We start from the raw sequence: 19,741 nt of genomic DNA, 5'->3' as shown, positions 1-19,741 counted from the left end.
CCCGCCGCGGGCGCCCGCCCCGGCGCCTGGCCCACCGCGGCGGCACCGCCCGCTCCGGCGGCCCCCGCCGCCCAGCCGCCCGCCCCGCAGCCCGCGGCGGCTTCCGGGACCGCGCCGGTGGGCGATCCGTCCCGGGTGCGGCAGCTGTGGCCGGACATCCTGGAGGCGGTGAAGAACCGGCGCCGCTTCACCTGGATCTTGCTCAGCCAGAACGCCCAGGTCGTCGGCTTCGACGGCACCACGCTCCAACTCGGCTTCGCCAACCCCGGCGCCCGCGACAGCTTTGTGAACGGCGGCAGTGACGAGGTGCTGCGGCAGGCGGTCAGCGACGCGCTGGGCGTGCAGTGGAAGATCGAGGCGATCGTCGACCCGTCCGGAGGCGCGGGCGGCCCAGCCTCCCCAGGCGGTTCGGGCGGCTTCGGCGGTTCGGGTGGCGGCGCGCCCGCCAGCCCGTCCGGCGGCGGCTTCGGCGGTGGCCAGCGCCCCGCACCGCCCGCCCCGGCACCGGCGCGGCCCGCGGCTCCGGCGGCCCCCGCCGCCCCGGCGCCCGCCGCACCGCCCGCCGCGCCCGCGCCGGAGGCGCCGCCGCGAGTCGCCATCGAGGACGACATCCCCGAGGAGGACGACCCCGATCTCGACGACACCGCGCTCAGCGGGCACGACCTGATCGTGCGCGAGCTGGGCGCCACGGTGATCGAGGAGATCACCAACGAGTGAGCGGCAGCGGTTTCGCCATCGCGCGAGCCGTGAAAGCGTGGTGCTGAGGCGGGCGCGCGCCGCCACGCGCGTCCTCCGCACGGCGTAGCGCGCTGCGCCGTTCGAGCACGTAGGCTCGCGCATACGTAAGAGGTAGTCGTACGGACGGCAGGAGCGAACCCGTGATCCCCGGTGGTCAGCCGAACATGCAACAGCTGCTGCAGCAGGCGCAGAAGATGCAGCAGGACCTCGCCGCGGCCCAGGCAGAACTGGCCGAGGCCGAGGTGGAGGGAACCGCTGGCGGCGGTCTGGTGAAGGCCACGATCAGCGGCGCCGGTGAACTGCGCGGCCTGGTCATCGACCCGCAGGCGGTGGACCCGGAGGACACCGAGACCCTCGCCGACCTGATCCTGGCCGCCGTGCGGGACGGCAACGGCAAGGCGCAGGAACTGCAGCAGGCCAAGCTCGGCCCGCTCGCCCAGGGCCTGGGCGGCGGCATCCCGGGCCTGCCCTTCTGATCGCAGGCCCGCACAACCGCACACCGTAGAGAGAAGGCGTTCCGTGTACGAAGGCGTGGTCCAGGACCTCATCGACGAGCTGGGCAGGCTGCCCGGCGTCGGTCCCAAGAGCGCCCAGCGGATCGCCTTCCACATCCTCCAGGCCGACCCCACGGACGTGCGGCGGCTCGCCCACGCGCTGACCGAGGTCAAGGAGAAGGTGCGGTTCTGCTCGGTCTGCGGCAACGTCGCGCAGAGCGAGCAGTGCCGGGTCTGTCAGGATCCGCGCCGCGACCGCGCGGTGATCTGTGTGGTCGAGGAGCCCAAGGACGTGGTCGCGATCGAGCGGACCCGGGAGTTCCGGGGCCGTTACCACGTGCTCGGCGGCGCGATCAGCCCGATCGAGGGCGTCGGCCCGGACGACCTGCGGATACGGGAGCTGCTGGCCCGGCTCGCGGACGGCACGGTGACCGAGCTGATCCTGGCCACCGACCCGAACCTCGAAGGCGAGGCCACCGCCACCTATCTGGCCCGTATGGTCAAGCCGATGGGCCTGAAGGTGACCCGGCTGGCCAGTGGTCTGCCGGTGGGCGGCGACCTGGAGTACGCGGACGAGGTGACACTGGGCCGGGCCTTCGAGGGGAGGCGGCTGCTCGATGTGTGATGTCATGCCAGGGAGCGTTCAGCGACGCGTAAACCCCCCGGGGTCGAGCGGTGCGGGGGACGCGGAACATACTGCTGCCGACGAGGTCACGTTGGGCGTGCCTTCGAAGGGAGACGACTGTTCGATGTCTGACACCGCAGTACGCAACGGCGGCGGCCGGTTGAAGGGGCGCGACCCGAAGCAGTCCGGGGATCCCGGTGACTTCGCGGTCCAGATCGCCGACCAGATCGAGAGCTTCATCGTCGCGGTCCGTGAAGTGGCCAAGGGCGACGAACCGGACAGCGCCGTACCGTTCCTGCTCCTTGAGGTCTCCCAGCTGATGCTCGCCGGAGGCCGCCTGGGCGCTCATGAGGACATCGTTCCGGACGAGCGCTATGAGCCGGACGTCGGCCCGGAGCCGGACGCCGACGAGCTGCGGGAGCGGCTGGCCGCCCTGCTGGAACCGGTGGACGTCTACTCCGAGGTCTTCGATCCGTACGTGCCGCGCAGCATGCCGGTGGCCTGCCGGATCTCCGACGACCTGGCGGACGTGGTCACCGACCTCAACCACGGTCTGGCGCACTACCGGGAGGGCCGGGTCAGCGAGGCGCTGTGGTGGTGGCAGTTCTCCTACCTGTCCAACTGGGGGCCGACCGCCAGCGCCTCGTTGCGTGCGCTGCAGTCGCTGGTCGCCCATGTCCGGCTGGATTCGCCGCTGGACGAGTTGGACGGGCTGGACACGGACGACTCCGTCGGCGAGGAGCAGCTCGCCGAGGAGGCCGGGAAGGTCATGGCCGCCGAGCTCGGCGGGCGTGAGGGCTGACGGACGATTTGTGAGGTAGGGCACGTCTTCGTGTGGGCCGCCGCGTAGCGGGCAGGCTCGCGGCGCAAGCGGCTGAGCGGCTGATCATGGAGTGAGCCTTGCGTCTCACACTTTGATACATACGCGGTGGATTCCGCCCGCTCGTTAGACTGAGCCGAACGCATACCCCGAAACGGGGATCTGGGGCAGCCCCCAGAAGACACAGTTGCGAGGAGCGCACGTGGGCCTTGTCGTGCAGAAGTACGGCGGCTCCTCCGTTGCGGATGCCGAGGGCATCAAGCGCGTCGCCAAGCGGATCGTCGATGCCAAGAAGAGCGGCCACCAGGTGGTCGTCGTGGTCTCGGCGATGGGTGACACGACGGACGAGCTGATCGATCTGGCGCAGCAGGTTTCTCCGATCCCTGCCGGTCGCGAGTTCGACATGCTGCTGACCGCCGGAGAGCGGATCTCCATGGCACTGCTGGCGATGGCGATCAAAAACCTCGGACACGAGGCACAGTCGTTCACCGGCAGCCAGGCGGGAGTCATCACCGACTCGGTCCACAACAAAGCGCGGATCATCGACGTCACGCCGGGCCGGATCCGGACCGCCATCGACGAGGGCAACATCGCCATCGTGGCCGGTTTCCAGGGGGTGTCCCAGGACAAGAAGGACATCACTACCCTGGGCCGGGGCGGCTCCGACACCACCGCGGTGGCCCTCGCCGCCGCGCTGGACGCCGAGGTGTGCGAGATCTACACCGATGTCGACGGTGTCTTCACCGCCGACCCGCGGGTGGTGAAGAAGGCCCGCAAGATCGACTGGATCTCGTTCGAGGACATGCTGGAGCTGGCAAGCTCCGGCTCAAAGGTGCTGCTGCACCGGTGCGTCGAGTACGCACGCCGATACAACATCCCGATCCACGTCCGCTCGTCCTTCTCCGGGCTGAAGGGGACCTGGGTCAGTAGCGAACCGCAAGGGGACCAGCCGATGGAGCAGGCGATCATCTCGGGGGTTGCCCACGACACGTCCGAGGCCAAGGTCACGGTCGTCGGGGTGCCGGACAAGCCGGGCGAGGCCGCGACGATCTTCCGTGCCATCGCGGACGCCCAGATCAACATCGACATGGTGGTGCAGAACGTCTCCGCCGCGTCCACCGGTCTGACCGACATCTCCTTCACGCTGCCCAAGACCGACGGCCGCAAGGCCCTTGAGGCGCTGGAGAAGACCAAGGGCGCCGTCGGCTTCGAGTCGCTGCGCTACGACGACCAGATCGCCAAGATCTCGCTGGTCGGCGCGGGCATGAAGACCAACCCGGGAGTCACCGCGAGCTTCTTCGAAGCGCTGTCCAACGCCGGGGTCAACATCGAGCTGATCTCCACCTCGGAGATCCGCATCTCGGTGGTCACCCGCGCCGACGACGTCAACGAGGCGGTGCGCGCCGTGCACACCGCGTTCGGCCTGGACAGCGAGAGCGACGAGGCCGTGGTCTACGGAGGTACCGGCCGATGACCGCCACCGACCGCAAGGACAAGCCGACCCTGGCCGTGGTCGGCGCCACCGGTGCCGTGGGCACCGTGATGCTGGGCATCCTGTCGTCCCGTGAGGACGTCTGGGGCGAGATCCGGCTGATCGCCTCGCCGCGCTCGGCGGGCCGCAAGCTCGTGGTGCGGGGTGAGGAGGTCGAGGTCATCGCGCTGAGCGAGGAGGCCTTCGAGGGCGTCGACGTGGCGATGTTCGACGTACCGGACGAGGTCTCCGCGCAGTGGGCGCCGATCGCCGCCAGCAAGGGCGCGGTCGCCGTCGACAACTCCGGTGCGTTCCGCATGGATCCGGACGTTCCGCTCGTCGTCCCGGAGGTGAACGCGCACGCCGCCCGGCTGCGGCCGCGCGGCATCATCTCCAACCCCAACTGCACCACGCTGTCGATGATCGTCGCGATGGGCGCGCTGCACGCCGAGTTCGGGCTGACCGAGCTGGTGGTCTCCTCGTACCAGGCGGCGTCCGGCGCCGGGCAGCCGGGGATCGACACGCTGCGCGAGCAGATCAGCAAGGTCGGCGGTACGAACCTGGGTACCCAGCCGGGCGATGTCCGCCGCGCGGTGGGCGAGTTCGGGCCGTTCCCGGCGCCGCTGGCGCTCAACGTCGTGCCGTGGGCCGGGTCGTTGAAGGACGAGGGCTGGTCGTCCGAGGAGCTGAAGGTGCGCAACGAGTCGCGCAAGATCCTCGGTCTGCCCAACCTGCGGGTGAACGCCACCTGTGTGCGGGTGCCGGTGATCACCACCCACTCGCTCTCCGTGCACGCGCGGTTCGAGAACGAGGTGACGGTGACCAGGGCGCACGAGATCCTGGGCAGCGCGCCGGGCGTCGTGGTCTGCGACAACCCGGCGGAGGGCGAGTTCCCGACCCCCGCCGACGTGGTGGGCACCGACCCCACTTGGGTGGGCCGGGTGCGCCGGGCGCTGGACGACCCGTACGCGCTGGACCTGTTCCTGTGCGGCGACAACCTGCGCAAGGGCGCGGCGCTGAACACCGCGCAGATCGCCGAACTGGTCGCGGCCGAACTGACCTCGGCGGCCTAGGGGTTCGGGGGCCTGGCCGCCAACCCCGCCTGTTTGTGAAGAACCTGTGACGAACCTGATGGTCTGTACCGCTTGATGCGGAGACTCACCGCGTTCGACAATTTCGCTCCCCGCCTTGCCGCAACCGGCAGTTGGCGGGGAGCGTCTTTGTGTCAGTGCCCTGCCACAGACGCGACTCGTCGGGGATCGGGAAAACCGGGACAGTGGGGATGAGTTGGTACGCATGGGGAAGCCGTACAACCCTGGCCAGGGGATGTGCGTCCAACAGTCGTGGCAGAGGCAGTCGGGATCGCAACCTGGGGGGCCGTGGGCGACGCCCCCGCACTCGGCAAACCCGCGAGCACGCGTGCAAAGCGCCCCTCGGCGCCCGGCGGTCTGCCGGTGATCGCGCCATGGCCGGTCGCCAAGTTGCCCTCCGAGGCCGTGGGCGCTGAGGGCGCCATGGCCGCTGGTACCACGGTCGACCACCTCACCGAGACCTACCGGGCCCACTACCGGTCGCTGCTCGGCCTCGCCGCACTGCTCCTTGATGACACCGCCTCCTGCGAGGACGTGGTCCAAGAGGCCTTCATCCGGGTCCACTCGGCCCGTAGCAGGGTCCGTGAACCCGAGAAGACCCTCGCCTACCTGCGCCAGACCGTCGTCAACCTCTCCCGTTCCGCGCTGCGCCGCCGCATCCTCGGACTGAAGCTGCTGTCCAAGCCGATGCCGGACATGGCCAGCGCGGAGGAGGGCGCCTACGAGCAGTTGGAGCGTGACCAACTCATCCGCTCCATGCGGGGGTTGCAGCGCCGCCAGCGCGAGGTGCTCGTGCTGCGCTACTTCGCGGACATGACCGAGGCGCAGGTCGCCGAGACGCTCGGCATATCGATCGGCTCCGTCAAGGCGTACGGCTCCCGCGGCATCGCCGCGCTCCGCGTCGCCATGGAGGCGCCGGCATGACCCAGCACCCTTCCGATCCCGATGTCCCCGACGGAATGCCTGAACACAACCACCCCGACAACACCGCCGACGCCTTCGACGAGCTCGCGCTGCGCCGACTGATGCGGGACGCGGTACGGGACCTGGAGCCCGGCCCCGAAGCGCTCGACCGGCTGCGCCACGCGATCCCGGCCCGCCGCACCCGCCGCCGTCAGGCCATGGTCGGCGCCGCCGCCGGAGTTCTGCTGGTCGGCACCGCCGTCCCCGCCGTACTGCACGCCGCCACCACCGGCGGCACCGACACCGTGGGCGCGGCCAACGCCAGCAGCCACACCGCTGTCAGCAGCCCGGGCGCCCTGGGCGGTCCGGGCACCGGCGGCGGCACGTCGGACCCGGCCGGTACGGTCACCGGCGGCGGAGCGGGCGGCGGCAGCACGGCGCGGCCCAGCCCGCTGCCCTCGGCCAGCCGCTCCGGCAGCCGCGGCAGCACCGCGCCGACCGGGGGCCTGATGACCGTCGCCTCGCCGACCTGCGCCCGCGGCCAGCTCGGCCGGGGCAGCGCACAGACCGGCGCGCCCGACCAGGAGGGCCGGGTCTACGGCTCGTTCCGGGTCGTCAACGTCTCCAACACCAGCTGTACCGTCTCCGGCGAGGGCCAGATCTCGGTCACCGCCCAGGGTTCCACCGACCCCAGCAGGATCCAGGTGGTGGACCACACCGCGGGTGACCCGGCCAGCGGCCTGCTCCCCGACCCGGCCACCGCGCCGGACAGCGTGACGCTGCCCCCGGGCAAGGCGTACCAGGTGGACTTCGCCTGGATCCCGGCCGCGGGCGGCGGCGCCTCCGGCTGCGCCGCGCCCTCGACCGGCGGGTCCACCACCGGCGGCGGCTCAGCCGGAACCACCAGTTCCGGCAACACCGGGCCGAGCACCACCGACGCCGGTACCTCGGGCAACACCCCTGCCACCGGCAACGCCCAGGCGCCCGCCGACTCCTCGTCGGGCGGCGGTACGCCCACCTCGCCCCCGGCGGCGGGCGGCATCACGCTGTCCAACATTCCCGACTCCGGTCCCCCCAGCACCGCCTCGACCACCATCAACGGGGCCTGCGCGGGCACGGTCTACCGCACGCCCGCGCTGCCCGCCTCGTAGCCCGGGGCCGGGTTCTGGCGGCCTGCGAACTGCCCGTACCGTTGATGGGGTGTACCGGTTCCTGCTGACCCCCCGCTGGCTGGGGATCCACCTGTTCGTCCTGCTCGCCATCCCGTTCTGCGTCTTCATGGGCACGTGGCAGCTCGGCCGGTTCGACGCACGGGTCGCCCAGCACCACGCGGCCGAGCAGGCGCCCAAGCCCTCGGCCGCCGACGCGGTCGCGCTGCCCGACCTGCTGCCGAACGTCAAGGCGCAGGTCACCGAGGCCTCCGCGGGCCGCACGGTCACCGCCACCGGTCACTACGACAGCGCGCACCAGCTGCTGGTACCGGGCCGGACGCTCGACGGCAGGCAGGGCTTCTACGTCCTCACCCCGCTGCGCACGTCAGGCGGCGCGCTGGCGGTGGTGCGCGGCTGGATGCCCGGCAACGCCTCCGCGCCCGGTGCGATCCCTCCCGCCCCGAGCGGGCAGACCACGGTGCGCGGGACGCTCCAGGCGTCGGAGGGGGTCGGCGACAACGGCGTCGACTCCGGTGGCGGGCTGCCGGCCGGTCAGCTCGGCATGATCAGCGCCGCCTCCCTGGTCAATCTCGTGCCGTACCCGGTCTACGACGGCTGGGTCACCCTGGCGCAGAGCCCGGCGCCGATGAAGCCGGTGCCGCCCGCCGCCGCGCCCAACACCGGGCTGGACATGCGGGCGTTCCAGAACCTGGGCTACACCGGCGAGTGGTTTGTCTTCGCGGGCTTCGTGGTCTTCATCTGGATCCGGCTGGTCCGCCGGGAGGCTGAGGTCCAGCGCGACCTGGCGCTGGGGCTGGTCCCCGAGGAGCCAGCCACAGCGCGGTAGGGCGCGACGGCGAGCGGAGGCCGACGGCGAAGGGACGGGCGAGGGGCTGGCGATCACCCCAGAACGCCGAGTGCGAACGAGATCTCCAGCCGGAGCTGCTTGATCCGCTCCTCGACCACCAGCGACCCGTGACCGGCGTCGTACCGGTACACCTCGTGCACCTTGCCCAGGCTCGCCAACCGCTCGATGTAGTTGTCGATCTGCCGTATCGGGCAGCGCGGATCGTTCATCCCGGCCGAGATGAACACCGGCGCCCGCACCTGCTCCACGTACGTCAGCGGTGACGAGGCCGCGTACCGTTCCGGCACCTCCTGCGGTGAGCCGCCGAACAGCGTGCGGTCCAGCGCCTTGAGCGCCTCCATCTCGTCCTCGTAGCTGGCCAGGTAGTCCGCCACCGGGACCGCCGCGATGCCCGCGGCCCACGCCTCCGGCTGGGTGCCGAGCCCGAGCAGGGTGAGGTAGCCGCCCCAGGAGCCGCCCGCCAGCACCAGTTTGGCCGGATCCGCGAGCCCGGAGGCGACGGCCCAGTCCCGTACCGCCGCGATGTCCTCCAGCTCGATCAGCCCGACCCGGTGCTTGAGCGCGTCCGTCCACTCCCGCCCATACCCGGTCGAGCCGCGGTAGTTGACCCGTACCACCGCGATGCCGTGGTCGATCCAGGCCGCCGGAGCCGCCGCGAACGCGTCACTGTCGTGCCAGGCCGGGCCGCCGTGGATGTCGAACACCGTCGGGAACGGCCCGTCGCCGTGCGGCTGTTGGACGAAGGCGTGGATCCGGCCGCCCGGCCCGTCGACCCACACGTCCCGGGCGGGCACCGACGGCGGTGCCGTGAAGCCGGGGACCTCCAGCACGGTCGCGCCGGTGCTGGACCGTACGGTGGGCGGCAGCGCGGCCGACGACCACAGGAACTCCACCGTGCCGTCCGGGCGGGCCGTCGCCGCGCTGATCGTGCCGGGGTCGGTGGGGACCCGGGTCAGCGCGCCGTCGGCGAACCCGTACCGCCACAGCTCGCTGCGGCCCTGGTAGGTGTGCTCGACCAGCAGGGCGGAGCCGTCCGGGAACCACTCGGCGGCCACGTCGCCGGGCAGGCCGATCGCCAGCTCGCTCTGCTGGCCGGTGGCGACGTCCCAGATCATCGGCTCCCATCGGCCGCGCCGCTGGTGGGCGACGAGCAGTCGGCTGTCACCGGCGACCGGGGCGAACCCCAGGCACTCAAGGCCCAGCTCCCGCACACCGCCCGCGGTGTCGTCCAGCTCGGCGACGGTCGCGCCGTCCAGCGTCATCACCCGCAGCGACGCGTGCATGGCGTCACCGTGCTCGGTGTGCTCGACGGCGAGCAGTGTGCCGTCCTCGCTGAGGTCGCCGACGCCCGCTGACTGCGGGTGCTGGTAGACCGTCTCGGCCGGCCGGCCGGGCCTGGCCACGTGGATCGAGGTGCCCTCGTCGTCCAGTGACCGGCCGACCACCGCCGTGCCGTCCCGTCCCAGGGCGAGCCCTGCCGGATACGACGGTGCGAGATCCGGCACCCCCGGCTCGTCGTCTCCACCGGCGAACGGCTGGCGCATCCAGACCCCGAACTCGTCCCCGTCGGTGTCCGAGAACCACCAGATCCACTCCCCGTCCGGGCTCAGCGTCCCGTCCGTGGTGCCGTTCGGCCGGTCGGTGACCTGCCGCCGCTCACCGGTCCTCCGGTCCCAGGCGTACAGCTCGTACGTGCCCGTGGCGTTGGACACGTACAGCGAACGGTGCGGCGCGTCCTGCGCCCACTCCGGCAACCCCACGCGCGGCGCCCGGAAGCGCTTCTCCCAGTCCGGCATGCCAGCGAAGACATCACTCATGCCTTCCATTCAAACCTGACCGCCCGGCATCCGAACCGGCGGTATCCCGCCGTGCGACGGGTTCACGCGGCGCGGCCCCTCTGGCCGGTGTACGGGGCCGCGTCCTCGTTCCAGCGGACGGCCAGGGCGGCGATGTCGTCGTCGAGGCCTCCGCTGCTGTGGTGCAGCAGGTCGTGGTGCAGCGCGTCGAGCAGTTCGCGCGGCCGCGTCGCGGTCTGCCGCTCCATCCACTCCGCCAGCGGGAAGAACTCCCCGGCGTGGTCGCGGGCCTCGGTGACACCGTCGGTGTAGAGGAGCAACTGGTCGCCGGGGCCGAAGGTGACCGTGTCGACGGTGTACTGATCGCCGATCAGCTCACGGAGGTTGAGCAGCGGCGAGGGATCGCTGGGTCTCAGGACACGTAGTCGCCCGTGGCCCAGCAGCAGTGGCGGGGGGTGTCCGCAGTTGAGGATCTTGATGTGGCCGCCCTCGTACGGGATCTCCACCAGCAGGGCGGTGGCGAAGCGCTCCACCAGGTCGTCGGGGGGAAACGCGGCGGTGTACCGGGCGCTGCTGGACTCCAGCCGACGCGCCAGGTCGCACAGGTCGGGATGGTCGTAGGCCGCCTCCCGAAAGGAGTTGACCACGGCCGCGGCCGCCCCGACCGCGGGCAGGCCCTTGCCCCGCACATCACCGATGAGCAGCCGCACCCCGAACCGCGTCTCGGCCACCTCGTAGAAGTCGCCGCCGATACGGGCCTCCGCCGCGGCCGCGATGTACAGCGACTCGACCTCCACGCCCCCGAAGCAGCGCGCCATCGGGCTCAGCACCACCTGCTGCGCCGCGTCGGCGACGAGCCGGACCTGGAAGAGGGTCTGCTCCCGCTGCAGCCGGACATGGCTTCCGTACGCGGCCGCCACGGTGACCGCGACGATTCCACCGGCGGTGTACCAGGTCCCCAGGTCGGGGAACTCGAAGCTGAGGCCGATCATGAGCAGCAGGCAGAAGGTGCCCAGCAAGATGGTGGGGAGCACGGGCCACATGGAGGCGGCGAGGGCGGGCACCGCGGGCAGGAAGCGGCTGATGGCGACGCTCCTGGGCGTGGCGAAGGCCAGGCTGGCGATGAGGATGGCCGCCATCACCGGCAGCATCATCTCAGCGGGCAACCGGCCGTGGGGACGACGGCGGAGCCGTAGCCGCCCAAACTCGATCATGCGCCTAGCATATCGGTGCAAAACCGACATATGGACTCTGGCCGGGCGGGCCACGCTCCGACGGCGTCGCCCCGAGACCGCGGGGCCCCGGCCGCAGGGCCCCGACCGCGGGGACGGCCGCCGTCCCGCATACCGCCGCCGCGGCTGCCCAGTCCCAGGCCGCACCCGCGGGCTCCTGGAGCGCGGGCCGTCGACACCTGGGGGCGAGGCGCGCTCCGACGGCGACACCCCACGCCTGAGCCTGCTGTGACGTGTCCCGGCCGACGTGCCCTGCCAGCCGATCACCTCCGCCCGCTACGCCGCGGCCTGGCACCCGGTACCGGTCAACGACGCACGGCGTGGCCCCAGTGGCGGAGGGCCGCACGATCTCGATCTTGTCGACCGGTGAGGGCGGCTACCGCCACTGTTGGCGGCGGCGGGGTCGATCACCGTGAAACGAACGGCCCCGGCCACCCCGCTCCCCGCCGACACCCTCGCCGCGCCTGCCGGGTGCCTCCCAACACTGTCTGCTGGGTCGGTCGTTCACCCGGCGAGCGGACGGAAGCTACCCAACTGCCGGACGCCCTGGGCGTTCCCGCAGCCGAAGGGCCCTCAGCGACGGTTGCCACACCAGCGGCCCCCAGAAACGACCCAGGGCCAGTCCCACGCGAGAGGAGACTGGCCCTGATCAGGTGTTTCACCAGTCGGGGTGGCGGGATTTGAACCCACGGCCTCTTCGTCCCGAACGAAGCGCGCTGCCAAGCTGCGCTACACCCCGGTGCAACGGGCTCTACTCTAGCGGACTCGTGACCGGAGGCGAAATCCGATTCCGCCGGGGTCAGGAGCCGGGGGTCAGGGTGAGCAGGGTGGCCTCGGGCGGGCAGGCGAAACGTACCGGGGTGTACCGGTTCGTGCCGCAGCCTGCGGAAACGTGCATATAGGCGGTGCGACCGCCCGCGCGATGGGTGGACAGGCCCTTGACCCGGCGAGCGTCCAGGTCGCAGTTGGTGACCAGGGCGCCGTAGAAGGGCACGCACAGCTGGCCGCCGTGGGTGTGTCCGGCCAGGATCAGCGGGTAGCCGTCGGCCGTGAAGGCGTCGAGGACGCGCAGGTACGGGGCGTGCACCACGGCGAGGGACAGGTCGGCGTCGGCGGACGGGCCGCCCGCCACCATCCCGTACCGGTCGCGCTTGATGTGCGGGTCGTCCAGTCCGGTGAGCGCGATCTCCGTGCCGTCGCTCAGCTTGAGCCGACCGCGGGTGTTGTTCAGGCCGATCCAGCCCGCCGCGTCGAAGCTGTCGCGCAGCTCCTGCCACGGGTTGTGGATCGCGCCGCGCACCGGGGGGTTGCCGTTGAGCCCGTGCCTGCCGCGCGCCCGCTCCACCAGGTAGCGGGCCGGATTGCGCAGCTTGGGCCCGTAGTAGTCGTTCGAGCCGAAGACGTACGCGCCCGGCACATCCATCAGCGGGCCGAGCGCGTCCAGCACCTCGGGCACCGCCTCGGGGTCCGAGAGGTTGTCGCCGGTGTTGATCACGAAGTCGGGCCGCAGCCCGGCCAGCGACTGCAGCCAGCGGCGCTTCTTGTTCTGACCGCTCACCATGTGGATGTCGGAGACCTGGAGCACGCGCAACGGCCGCATCCCCGGCGGCAGGACGGGAACCTCGACCCGTCGCAGGCGGAAGGAACGGACTTCGAAGCCCGCGGCGTACGCCACCGAGGCCGCGCCGACTGCCGTAATTCCCAGCGGGATCCCATAACGAGCGCGCATGCGCCCATCGTGGCAGACGCCCGGCAGCGCTGGAAATCTTCCGGCGGTCTTCCCCATGCCCATGGCAGACTCACGGTATGACCACGCTCAAAGCCCGGCTCCAGGAAGATCTCACCGCGGCCATCAAGACGCGCGACGAACTGCGCGCGTCCACGCTCCGCCTCACCATCACCGCCGTTCACAAGGAAGAGGTCGCGGGTACCGAGGCCCGTGAGCTGTCCGACGCCGAGGTGGAGAAGGTGATCGCCCGCGAGGCCAAGAAGCGCCGTGAGGCGGCCGAGGCCTTCGACAAGGGCGGTCGTGCGGAGTCCGCCGAGCGGGAGCGAGCGGAGGGCGAGGTGCTCGCCGAGTACCTGCCCAAGCCGCTCAGCGACGAGGAGTTGGCCACCGTGGTCGCCGAAGCGGTGGCCGAGGCCGCCGCGCAGGGCAACGAGGGGCCGCGCGCGATGGGCGCGATCATGAAGCTGGCCAACCAGAAGGTCGCCGGTCGTGCCGAGGGCGGCCGGGTGGCCGCCGAGGTCAAGCGGCACCTGGGCAGCTGATCCGACTTCGAGAAGCGGTGGGGCGCCCCCGGACTCCGGGGGCGCCCCACACGCCGTTAGAACGCGTGTTTCACGTGAAACACACCACAGCTCCCGCTCCCACGGTCAGTTGCCGCCGTTCTGGCCGCCGCCCAGCAGTCCCGGCGGCAGGCTGAACGTCGGCCATGGGAACGGGTTGCCATGGCCGTGCCCCTTGCCCTTCCCTTGGTCGCCCCCCGGGTTGCCGGGGTTCGGGCTGGGGCTCTGGTTGCCGCCCGGCGGGTTGCTGCTTGCCAGCGGGACGGTGGGCAGCGTCCCGGCCGGGGTGCCCGTCAGGGCGCCGCTCATGGCGTCCTTCCAGATCGGACCGGGGGTGTCGGCGCCGAAGACCTTGTCGTGGTAGACGCCACCGATGGTGATGTTGGTCATCGACAGGTTCTTCGTGGGGCTGCCGACCCAGACCGCCCCGGCCATGTTCGAGGTGTAGCCGACGAACCAGGCGGCGTAACGGCTGTCCGTGGTACCGGTCTTGCCCGCGCTGTCCCGGTCGGAGAGCCCCGCCTGCTTGCCGGTGCCGTCCTCGACCACGCCCTTGAGGAGGGTGTTGAGCGTCGCGGCGGTCTTGTCCGACATGGCCTGGGTGCACGAACTCTGCGGCACCGGCAGTGACTTGCCGTTGGCGTCCGTGATCGACTCGATCGCGATCGGCGTGCAGTAGACGCCGTGGTTGGCGAAGGTGGCGTACGCCGCGGCCATCGTCAGCGGGCTGACCTCCTGGGTGCCCAGGGTGATCGACGGCACCTGGGCGAGCCGGTTGCCGTCCGCGCGGTGCACGCCCATCTTCCCCGCCATCGTCGTCACCGGGCAGACCCCGATGTCGCTGATGAGCTGCACGTAGTAGGTGTTGACCGAAAGGGCCGTGGCCTTCTGCATGTTCATCGGCCCGACCTCGGACTTGTCCTCGTTGGACAGCGTCGAGCCGTCGGTGTTGACCCAGGGCTTGCCGCAGGTGTTGACCGGGCTCGGGTAGGGCATCGAATACGGCGACGGATAGACGGTGTTGGGGTCGGTGCCGCCGTCGATCGCCGCCGCGGCTGTGATGGGCTTGAACGTCGAACCGGACTGGAAGCCCCGGCCGCCGCCCATCGACTGGTCCACGCTGTAGTTGATCTGGGTCTCGTTCTGCCCGAACCCGTACGGCCGCGACTGGCCCATCGCCACGATCTTGCCGGTGCCGGGCTGCACCAGGGTCACGGCGGTGGCCACCTGGTCGGTCTGGTAGACGTGCTTGTTGATGGAGGCCTGGACGGACTGCTGGGCCTGCGGGTCCAGCGTGGTCTTGATCGTCATGCCGCCGGTGGTCCAGCGCTTGGCGCGCTCTTCCCGGGTCTTGCCGAAGACCGGGTTGTTCAGGAACGTCTCGCGCACGTAGTCGCAGAAGAAGCCCGCGCCGCTGACCGCGGTGATGCAGCCGTTCTTCGGGGTGCTGGGCTTCAGCCCGAGCGGCTTGGCCTGGGCTTCGGTGGCTTGTGCCCGGGTGATGTCGCCGAGCTCGGCCATCCGCTTGAGCACCGTGTTCCGGCGCTCGATCGCTTCCTTGGGATAGGTGAGCGGGTCGTAGTGGGTGGGTGACTGAACGATTCCGGCCAACATGGCCGCTTCATCGAGGGTCAGATCCTTGGCGTCCGTGCTGAAGTACCGCTGGGCAGCCGCTTGAATGCCGTACGCCTGTTCGCCGAAGAACGTGATGTTGAGGTAGTTCTCCAGGATCTGCTTCTTGCCCAGTTCCTTCTCGACCTGGATCGCGTACTTCAGTTCCTTGATCTTGCGGCCGATGGTCTGCTGGGTGGCCTGTGCGACCTTGTCCGGGTCGTCACCGGCCTCCTCGATGAACACATTCTTGACGTACTGCTGGGTTAGCGTGGAGGCGCCCTGGGAGACGCCTCCGGACGCCGCGTTGGTGTTGAGCGCGCGCAGAATGCCCTTCACGTCGATCGCGCCGTGCTGCCAGTAGCGCGAGTCCTCGATGGCGACGATCGCCTGCTGCATGGTGGGGTTGATGTCGCTGAGCGGTACCGAGGTGCGGTCGCGCGAATAGACGGTGGCGATCAGGCCTCCGTTGGCGTCCAGGATCTTGGTCGCCTGGCTCAGCGGCGGGCGCTTGAGCTCGCCGGGCAGCGCGTTGAAGTCCGCCACCGTACCCTTGGCGGACAGCCCGATGGCGCCGGTGGCGGGCAGTGCGATGCCTGCCAGCACCACCCCGGACAGCACACTGACACCGAGGAACTTGGCGGCTTGCCGGGTCGTTGCCAGACCCCCGCCGGAGCGCTTGTAGGCCATGAGGAGCAGCCTACGTGTCGATTCTGAGGACGTACGCCCACCTGTTCGCCTAATCTGTGGAAGGCGACACACCAGCGAGTTCGGCGTTTGTCTCTCATCATCACTCTTGTGGGTGATGAGAACTGTCCTGATTCCGGCATATGCCAGGGGACTTGAGTGATATCCCTGGCAATCTGACCGTTATGCCCAGAGTTGTCACCTTTGAAGCGGCTCTGAAAGACGCTCACTCCGTTGGGTGATCTGTTGCGCACGCATAGTCCATTCGGGCCATTCAAGATTGGGCCTGAAAGGGCTGTTGTGTCGTGTCCTCCTTCCGTAACGTCCTCAACTGGCGACGGTGAATATGCCGCTGCCGCCGTGGGGGAGCCCCGATTCGGGAGAGGACGGCGCCAGCATGAGCTGGGTTACCGACTGGAGCGCGCAGGCCGCGTGCCGCACCACAGATCCGGACGAACTGTTCGTCCAGGGGGCGGCTCAGAACAGGGCCAAGGCGGTGTGCACGGGATGTCCGGTGCGTACCGAATGCCTGGCGGACGCGCTCGACAACCGCGTGGAGTTCGGCGTCTGGGGTGGGATGACCGAGCGCGAGCGCAGGGCACTGCTGCGACGCCGCCCGACGGTCACCTCCTGGCGCAGACTGCTGGAGACAGCGCGCCACGAGTACGAGCGCAGCATGGGCCTGCTGACCGGCGACGTGGAAGAGGACTACGCGGCGGCCGGCTGACCCTTCGCCAGCCGCTCTCCCACCGCACGTAGCCCCTCCAGGTCGTGTACGTCACCGGGCAGCGCGGCCACTTCGGCGACGGCCACGTCGGGATGCACTGAGGCGAAACGGTCGCGGGTGCGGCTCTCCCGGGCCACCACCTGCATCCGCTCCGCGTGCAGCCGCAGCAGGCCCGCCGCCAGGCTCTCCGCGGGCAGCCCGTCCGGCTCGGTGAGCGAAACCTCGTCGGTGAAGGTCTTGCCCTCAGCTTTCCCTGTGTCGCGATCGGCAATCCGGTCGTCGGTAAGATTTTCTACGGCGGGGCAGTCCACCGGATCCCCAACTTCCGTGTCACTGGCGGCACTTGGCGCCGGATCTCCGGCGCCTGGCCACTCCGCCGCCAGATCCTCCAACGCCTCGGCTGCGGCCAGCGCCCGTTCCGCCGTCAACCGCGCGGCACCGCTGACGTGCACCCGGTTGAGCACCAGTCCGGCCAGCGGCATGCTCTCCGCCGCCAGCCGCTCCACGAAGTACGAGGCCTCGCGCAGCGCGTCCCGCTCCGGCGCCGCCACCACGAGGAACGCCGTACCGGGGGCCTGCAGCAGCCGGTAGGTGGCGTCCGCGCGCTTGCGGAACCCGCCGAACATCGTGTCCATCGCCGCCACGAACGTCTGCACGTCCCGCAGCAGATGCGCGCCGACCACCTTGTCCAGCGCACCGGTCATCATCGACAGGCCGACGTTGAGGAACTTCATCCCGGCACGCCCGCCCGCCTTCGCCGGGGCCATCAGCAGCTTGATGAACCTGCCGTCGAGGAACGAGCCGAGCCGCTTGGGAGCGTCCAGGAAATCCAGCGCGGAGCGGCTCGGCGGGGTGTCCACGATGATCAGGTCCCACTCGTCGCGCGCCCGCAGCTGGCCCAGCTTCTCCATGGCCATGTACTCCTGCGTGCCCGCGAAACCGGCGGAAAGCGACTGGTAGAAAGGGTTCTCCAAGATCGCTTGGGCGCGCTCCGGATCGGCGTGCTGGACGACGATGTCGTCGAACGTCCGCTTCATGTCCAGCATCATCGCGTGCAGTTGACCGCCCGCGGACTCGTCAATGCCCGCGACCCGGCGCGGTGTGTTGTCCAGCTCGGTGAGCCCCATCGACTGCGCCAGACGCCGCGCCGGGTCGATGGTCAGCACCACGACGGTTCGGCCGCGCTCGGCCGCGCGCAGCCCCAGCGCCGCGGCCGTCGTGGTCTTGCCCACCCCGCCCGACCCGCAGCACACGATGATCCGCGTCGTGCGGTCGTCGAGCAGCGGATCGATGTCGAGCGACGGTGTCTGCCAGCTCATCGCCCGCCCTCCCTCTGGGTGCCCGAAATTCCTTGCTCCCGCAGCGAGTTGGCCAGCCGGTACAGCCCGCCCACCTCGATGCCGTCGCCTAGTAGTTCCAGTTCGTAGGTCGGCAGGCCCAGCTCCTCGATCTCGGCGCGTTCCCGGCGCTCCAGCGCCACCCGCTCGGCGTGCTCGCGCGCCTGCTCCAGTAGCGGGTCCACCAGCCGTTCCGCCAGCCCGCCGCGGCGCGCGCCGCCGAGGCCTGCCTGCGACAGCGCCTTGGCCACCGCCGCACGCTGACCGCGCCGCTGAGTGCTGGCGGCGATGCGCACCGCCGCCTCGTCCAGTACCGCGGGCCGCAGCATGTTGACCACCACGGCCCCCACCGGCAGCCCGGCGGCGCGCAGTTCGGCGACGCCGTCCACGGTCTCCTGGACCGGCATCTCCTCCAGCAGCGTCACCAGGTGCACCGCGGTCTCGGCCGATTTGAGCACCCTCATGACGGCCTGCGCCTGGTTGTATATCGGGCCGAACCGGGCCAGGCCCGCCACCTCGTCGTTGACGTTGAGGAAGCGGGTGATCCGGCCGGTCGGCGGTGCGTCCATCACCACCGCGTCATAGGCCCGTCCGCCGGAGGCGCCCTTGCGGCGCACCGCCTCGCACGCCTTGCCGGTCAGCAGGACGTCCCGCAGGCCGGGGGCGATGGTGGTCGCGAAGTCGATCGCGCCGAGCTTCTTGAGCGCCCGGCCCGCTCGGCCCAGCTTGTAGAACATGTCCAGGTAGTCGAGCAGCGCCAACTCGGGGTCGATCGCCAGCGCGTGGACGTCCCCGCCGCCGGGGGCCACGGCGATCTTGCGCTCCTCGTAGGGCAGCGCTTCGGTCTCGAAGAGTTGGGCGATGCCGCCGCGCCCCTCGACCTCGACCAGGAGGGTGCGCTTCCCCTCGTCCGCGAGGGCGAGCGCGAGGGCGGCGGCGACCGTGGTCTTCCCGGTCCCGCCCTTGCCCGTCACGATGTGGAGCCGGGGCGCCGACGGCGCGGCTGAGTGTTGGGCGCTCACCCTTGTGAGCCTAACCAGTCGGTTCTGGATCTACGCACCGGGCCGGGCGGCTTGTGGCGGTCTGGCGGCGGTGCCGCCGGGTTGAGGCATTACAGTCGCAGCCATGACCAAGTGGGAATACGCGACTGTGCCGCTGCTCGTGCACGCCACGAAGCAGATCCTGGACACCTGGGGCGAGGACGGGTGGGAGCTCGTCCAGGTCGTCCCCGGGCCGAACACCGAGCAGCTGGTGGCCTACCTCAAGAGGGAGAAGCAGGGATGAGCGCGGTTGAGGAGAAGATCGCCTCGCTCGGCCTGAAGCTTCCGGACGTCGTTCCTCCGCTGGCCGCCTACCAGCCCGCCGTCCGGTCCGGTGACTACGTCTTCACCGCGGGCCAGCTTCCGATGGTGAACGGCACCCTTCCGACCACCGGCAAGGTGGGCGCGGAGGTCACCGCTGAGGAGGCCAAGGACCTGGCCCGCACCTGCGCGCTCAACGCGCTGGCCGCGGTCAAGTCGGTGATCGGCGACCTGGACCGGATCAAGCGGGTCGTGAAGGTGGTCGGCTTCGTCGCCTCCGCACCGGACTTCACCGGCCAGCCGGGCGTGCTCAACGGTGCCAGCGAGCTGCTGGGCGAGGTCCTGGGCGACAAGGGCGTGCACGCCCGCAGCGCGGTGGGCGTGGCGGTGCTGCCGCTCGACGCGCCGGTCGAGGTGGAGATCCAGGTCGAGGTCGAGTAGCCGCCCGGCCGTAGCCGCACGCGGGTTGCTCACGCCCATCCTGTTCGCGACGACGCGTCCTCGACCCGCACCACGGGACAGGGCGCGACGGCAGGTGAAGGCCGAGGGCGAACGGGTGGGCGGGCGGGGGAGAAATAGCGGACATCGAGCGATAGCGTT

18 protein-coding genes, 1 tRNA gene and 1 pseudogene are annotated in these 19,741 nt (G+C 70.6%); 13 read left to right on the top strand and 7 right to left on the bottom strand.

The window, feature by feature from the left end:
• The 9 genes and pseudogenes from NON19_RS27280 to NON19_RS27240 form a co-directional block, all read left to right on the top strand.
• Positions 1-717 (top strand): annotated as a pseudogene (locus NON19_RS27280) (DNA polymerase III subunit gamma and tau); the annotation flags it as partial.
• A 161-nt stretch (positions 718-878) separates the two neighbouring features.
• Positions 879-1,214, top strand: a complete 336-nt coding sequence (locus tag NON19_RS27275) for a YbaB/EbfC family nucleoid-associated protein (protein ID WP_255931764.1) — start codon at positions 879-881, stop codon at positions 1,212-1,214.
• Positions 1,215-1,257: 43 nt separating this feature from the next.
• Positions 1,258-1,857: a recombination mediator RecR gene (gene recR / locus NON19_RS27270; protein ID WP_255931763.1), complete on the top strand. Its 600-nt coding sequence runs from the start codon at positions 1,258-1,260 to the stop codon at positions 1,855-1,857.
• Positions 1,858-1,981: 124 nt separating this feature from the next.
• Entirely contained in the window at positions 1,982-2,659 is a 678-nt protein-coding gene (locus NON19_RS27265; RefSeq protein WP_255931762.1) for a DUF5063 domain-containing protein, read from the top strand.
• 220 nt (positions 2,660-2,879) lie between these two features.
• A complete protein-coding gene (locus NON19_RS27260) occupies positions 2,880-4,151 on the top strand; it encodes an aspartate kinase (protein WP_255931761.1) in 1,272 nt (423 codons plus the stop codon).
• On the top strand, positions 4,148-5,221 hold the full coding sequence (locus NON19_RS27255) for an aspartate-semialdehyde dehydrogenase (protein ID WP_255931760.1): 1,074 nt from the start codon (positions 4,148-4,150) through the stop codon (positions 5,219-5,221). Before NON19_RS27260 ends, NON19_RS27255 begins: the two co-directional genes overlap by 4 nt.
• A gap of 306 nt (positions 5,222-5,527) precedes the next feature.
• Positions 5,528-6,163 carry a SigE family RNA polymerase sigma factor gene (locus NON19_RS27250; protein WP_255931759.1) on the top strand — a complete coding sequence of 212 codons (636 nt, stop codon included), beginning with the start codon at positions 5,528-5,530 and terminating at the stop codon, positions 6,161-6,163.
• Entirely contained in the window at positions 6,160-7,293 is a 1,134-nt protein-coding gene (locus NON19_RS27245; RefSeq protein ID WP_255931758.1) for an anti-sigma factor, read from the top strand. The genes NON19_RS27250 and NON19_RS27245 overlap by 4 nt, the downstream gene beginning before the upstream one ends.
• 49 nt (positions 7,294-7,342) lie before the next feature.
• Entirely contained in the window at positions 7,343-8,140 is a 798-nt protein-coding gene (locus tag NON19_RS27240) for an SURF1 family protein (protein WP_255931757.1), read from the top strand.
• Positions 8,141-8,193: 53 nt separating this feature from the next.
• On the opposite strand, the gene NON19_RS27235 is transcribed toward NON19_RS27240, so the two are convergent.
• The 4 genes from NON19_RS27235 to NON19_RS27220 all read right to left on the bottom strand — a co-directional run bounded on the left by NON19_RS27235 (position 8,194) and on the right by NON19_RS27220 (position 12,918).
• Positions 8,194-9,978 carry a S9 family peptidase gene (locus tag NON19_RS27235; protein ID WP_255931756.1) on the bottom strand — a complete coding sequence of 595 codons (1,785 nt, stop codon included), beginning with the start codon at positions 9,976-9,978 and terminating at the stop codon, positions 8,194-8,196.
• Positions 9,979-10,040: 62 nt separating this feature from the next.
• Positions 10,041-11,111, bottom strand: a complete 1,071-nt coding sequence (locus NON19_RS27230) for a PP2C family protein-serine/threonine phosphatase (protein WP_372514303.1) — start codon at positions 11,109-11,111, stop codon at positions 10,041-10,043.
• Between the two features lie 743 nt (positions 11,112-11,854).
• Positions 11,855-11,928 (bottom strand) — tRNA-Pro (locus tag NON19_RS27225).
• A 60-nt stretch (positions 11,929-11,988) separates the two neighbouring features.
• Positions 11,989-12,918, bottom strand: a complete 930-nt coding sequence (locus NON19_RS27220) for a metallophosphoesterase (protein ID WP_255931753.1) — start codon at positions 12,916-12,918, stop codon at positions 11,989-11,991.
• 77 nt (positions 12,919-12,995) lie between these two features.
• Here NON19_RS27220 and NON19_RS27215 point away from each other — a divergent pair, with 77 nt between their 5' ends.
• Positions 12,996-13,460, top strand: coding sequence for a GatB/YqeY domain-containing protein (locus NON19_RS27215; RefSeq protein WP_255931752.1), 465 nt, complete (start codon positions 12,996-12,998; stop codon positions 13,458-13,460).
• Positions 13,461-13,565: 105 nt separating this feature from the next.
• Here NON19_RS27215 and NON19_RS27210 read toward each other — a convergent pair whose 3' ends face one another.
• On the bottom strand, positions 13,566-15,779 hold the full coding sequence (locus NON19_RS27210; protein ID WP_255931751.1) for a transglycosylase domain-containing protein: 2,214 nt from the start codon (positions 15,777-15,779) through the stop codon (positions 13,566-13,568).
• Positions 15,780-16,173: 394 nt separating this feature from the next.
• On the opposite strand from NON19_RS27210, the gene NON19_RS27205 reads away from it, so the two are divergent.
• On the top strand, positions 16,174-16,503 hold the full coding sequence (locus NON19_RS27205; RefSeq protein ID WP_255931750.1) for a WhiB family transcriptional regulator: 330 nt from the start codon (positions 16,174-16,176) through the stop codon (positions 16,501-16,503).
• On the opposite strand, the gene bagB is transcribed toward NON19_RS27205, so the two are convergent.
• Both bagB and bagA read right to left on the bottom strand, forming a co-directional pair.
• Positions 16,485-17,822, bottom strand: a complete 1,338-nt coding sequence (bagB, locus tag NON19_RS27200; RefSeq protein WP_255931749.1) for an ATPase BagB — start codon at positions 17,820-17,822, stop codon at positions 16,485-16,487. The genes NON19_RS27205 and bagB overlap by 19 nt on opposite strands.
• Positions 17,819-18,862, bottom strand: a complete 1,044-nt coding sequence (bagA, locus tag NON19_RS27195) for an ATPase BagA (protein WP_255931748.1) — start codon at positions 18,860-18,862, stop codon at positions 17,819-17,821. Before bagA ends, bagB begins: the two co-directional genes overlap by 4 nt.
• A 103-nt stretch (positions 18,863-18,965) precedes the next feature.
• On the opposite strand from bagA, the gene sp36 reads away from it, so the two are divergent.
• The gene (sp36, locus tag NON19_RS27190) at positions 18,966-19,124 is read left to right on the top strand and encodes a Sp36 family protein (RefSeq protein WP_107473996.1); all 159 of its coding nucleotides are present in this window, start codon (positions 18,966-18,968) and stop codon (positions 19,122-19,124) included.
• Positions 19,121-19,582: a RidA family protein gene (locus NON19_RS27185; RefSeq protein ID WP_255931747.1), complete on the top strand. Its 462-nt coding sequence runs from the start codon at positions 19,121-19,123 to the stop codon at positions 19,580-19,582. The genes sp36 and NON19_RS27185 overlap by 4 nt, the downstream gene beginning before the upstream one ends.
• Positions 19,583-19,741 lie beyond the last annotated feature (159 nt).

Origin of the sequence: Streptantibioticus rubrisoli, from assembly GCF_024436055.1 — a bacterium.
Classification (GTDB): domain Bacteria; phylum Actinomycetota; class Actinomycetes; order Streptomycetales; family Streptomycetaceae; genus Streptantibioticus_A; species Streptantibioticus_A rubrisoli.
The sequence above is the reverse complement of the archived record's forward strand: the minus strand, read 5'-3'. Positions and strand labels throughout refer to the sequence as shown.